The 1,499-nt window shown below is 33.8% G+C and carries 2 protein-coding genes; both read right to left on the bottom strand.

Annotated features, from left to right (window positions below):
- Nucleotides 1-340 (bottom strand): S-4TM family putative pore-forming effector (locus FHL06_RS12910; RefSeq protein WP_238334048.1); only part of this gene is annotated, 340 nt, incomplete at its 3' end.
- Between the two features lie 3 nt (nucleotides 341-343).
- A complete protein-coding gene (locus tag FHL06_RS12905; RefSeq protein ID WP_052467410.1) occupies nucleotides 344-1,327 on the bottom strand; it encodes a hypothetical protein in 984 nt (327 codons plus the stop codon).
- Nucleotides 1,328-1,499 lie beyond the last annotated feature (172 nt).

Raw genomic sequence — 1,499 nt, 5'->3', positions numbered from 1 at the left:
ACTTATTAATAATCTCTGGGCTCGGTTCTCTGCCAACTAATATTTTATTCCAATTTAGTCCAAATATAAGAGTGTCAAACTTTTCTTGAATTCTTGTAGCGCTTTTTATTTTATCTTTTGACCACTGAGTTAGTAGGAGAGAAACCACAGTGATGATGGTTGTAATGAACTGAATACAAATTCTATTTTTAATAAAAAGTACAAGAATAATTGGAGCTAATGTTGAAAAAAAGCTAAAAAATTCTATAAATTTTGCTTGAGAATATAAATGTCTTTGTGCAGACAATAATTGAATTGCTTCAGGCGTGTTTTGCTTAGCTATATCGAATCTTATCTTCATCGATCAGTCTCCAAAAAAATTTGTCCAAGATTTTATTGCTTGCTCACTCATGGATTCAGATTCGTAATTATTAGCTTCTTTTATCATGTCATGGTAGTATATCGCTTTTTCCTGAATTTCTAAACGATCTATATAATCCAAAGAATTAAGATCTCCTTGAATGCCCTTTCTATCTTGAACAGAACCTAAAACTGCTTTTGAAAGATAAAGAAGAAAATTTTCTATAAATTCTCGAGAGTTGGAATATATTGGATTAGTATCTATAAAGTCAAGAACCGTGGTCTCTAGTGCATAAGAATTAAGCTTACATACTGCGTTATGAGCCTTTCTCCAATATTTGATAATGCGCACTACTTCTCTTAGATCAATTGGGGTTTCTTTTTGATATTCTGTTAAATTTTGACGATCTATTCGCGGATCTGTTTTTTCCCAAGTGCCGTTCCCATTTGGAATGATGTAGTAGTAATATCCCTGCTCATCATCAACAGTTCTAAATCCAGGGACTATATCGAATCCCCAGTCGTAGCTTGATAATTCCAGTCTAAGTGCTTGCTGACTCCTTTTAATATCTGCCGATTGATATTGCGATATTCCATTCAATAGCTGTTTAAGATAATTCAAGACTTTTATAGAACTAAGCCCATTTTCTCCATCCATTTTCTTTAATTCTGGAGCGCTATCTGGAACATTTACAAACACCTGATTCCATTGAGACGTATCTAAATTAGCGGTGCTCCCCTTTGCCGAAAAGATAATCATTTGGTCAACATCGTCAAGAGGTCTAATCTGTGTCTTTCGAGCAAATGATCCCATTTTTAGTGCAAATTCTGAGTCCGAGTATAATTCAAGGTTTTCCTCGTTTTTTTGACTAAGATCTTTAATATTTGAAGTTAACCAATTTCTACTAGTTCTTGCCCTTGCGCTTTTTTTACTATCTATATTTATGTTTTCTGAAACATAATTTTTAAACCAAGAATCTACAGACATGAACACATTCCCCTTTTTCTATCCTCGTTTTCAACCCGTGCTTTTATAGCATATTTGACACTTACCAGACTGGATCTACATTATTATCTCATTTAAGCATCATCGTTGTACATCAAATTTCTTTCAATATCGAATAAAGGTAGTCCGTTTAATACCTGTTTTCCGGACGGCG

Source organism: Companilactobacillus halodurans (genome assembly GCF_009600985.1).
Taxonomy (GTDB): domain Bacteria; phylum Bacillota; class Bacilli; order Lactobacillales; family Lactobacillaceae; genus Companilactobacillus; species Companilactobacillus halodurans.
This window is presented reverse-complemented; position numbering and strand designations above follow the sequence as displayed.